Origin of the sequence: Pseudomonas psychrophila (assembly GCF_001043005.1) — a bacterium.
GTDB lineage: Bacteria > Pseudomonadota > Gammaproteobacteria > Pseudomonadales > Pseudomonadaceae > Aquipseudomonas > Aquipseudomonas psychrophila.
Genome location: NZ_JYKZ01000067.1, coordinates 1 through 664, shown reverse-complemented (window position 1 = coordinate 664; position 664 = coordinate 1). Strand labels below are relative to the sequence as shown.

At 44.6% G+C, this 664-nt stretch carries 1 protein-coding gene; it reads right to left on the bottom strand.

Annotated elements, in window-relative coordinates; genetic code table 11:
* Positions 1-98: 98 nt before the first annotated feature.
* Positions 99-664, bottom strand: a 566-nt coding sequence (locus TU76_RS24090) for a hypothetical protein (RefSeq protein ID WP_048352664.1), incomplete at its 5' end; no start/stop codon positions are given.

Genomic DNA, 664 nt, shown 5'->3' with positions numbered 1-664 from the left:
CCATACAGAACCTTTAAGTAGCACATTAATTTCACGCTCTTCCGCTTCCGTCAAAAAATCATCAATCACATAAATTGACTCATCAATCATCTCTATTTTCATTCGCTGTCCTTTTTATAGTAATACCTGTTCCAGACCCCGCACACACCCATATTAAAAACGCCATACACGACAATTAAGCACGAGCAAAAAACCATAAGAAGAGCCACATCATTACCCTGCTCCGCCCAGCCAACTATTTGCCGACGACTCATCATCAATTGAAATCGTTCATCATAGACAGCCCACACAAATTGATTATCTCTGTCCGCATCTATTGCCACCCACAACCTCTTGAATTTATGAATACCCAATAGGCGGGCCTCTCTATTGGGTATATCAAATGAGTGATCGTATTCCCCACCCTGTCGTGCCACTTTGATATACATCTGTGACGTTGATTTAGACACGCCAAGGGCATGAGTGACATAGGCACTCCTAAACACCAATCCTTTCGGAACTGACGGAATCTCGACCAAGGAGGCCCACATCATAGAACCAAGCCCCGCCATGACTAAAATACAAGCAAACAAAACGATCAACTCACCGACCCCAGCCACATAACCTCGCGGCGGAATATATATCGATCGTTTTCTCACTTCACCCGTTCGACCTGACGACTTCA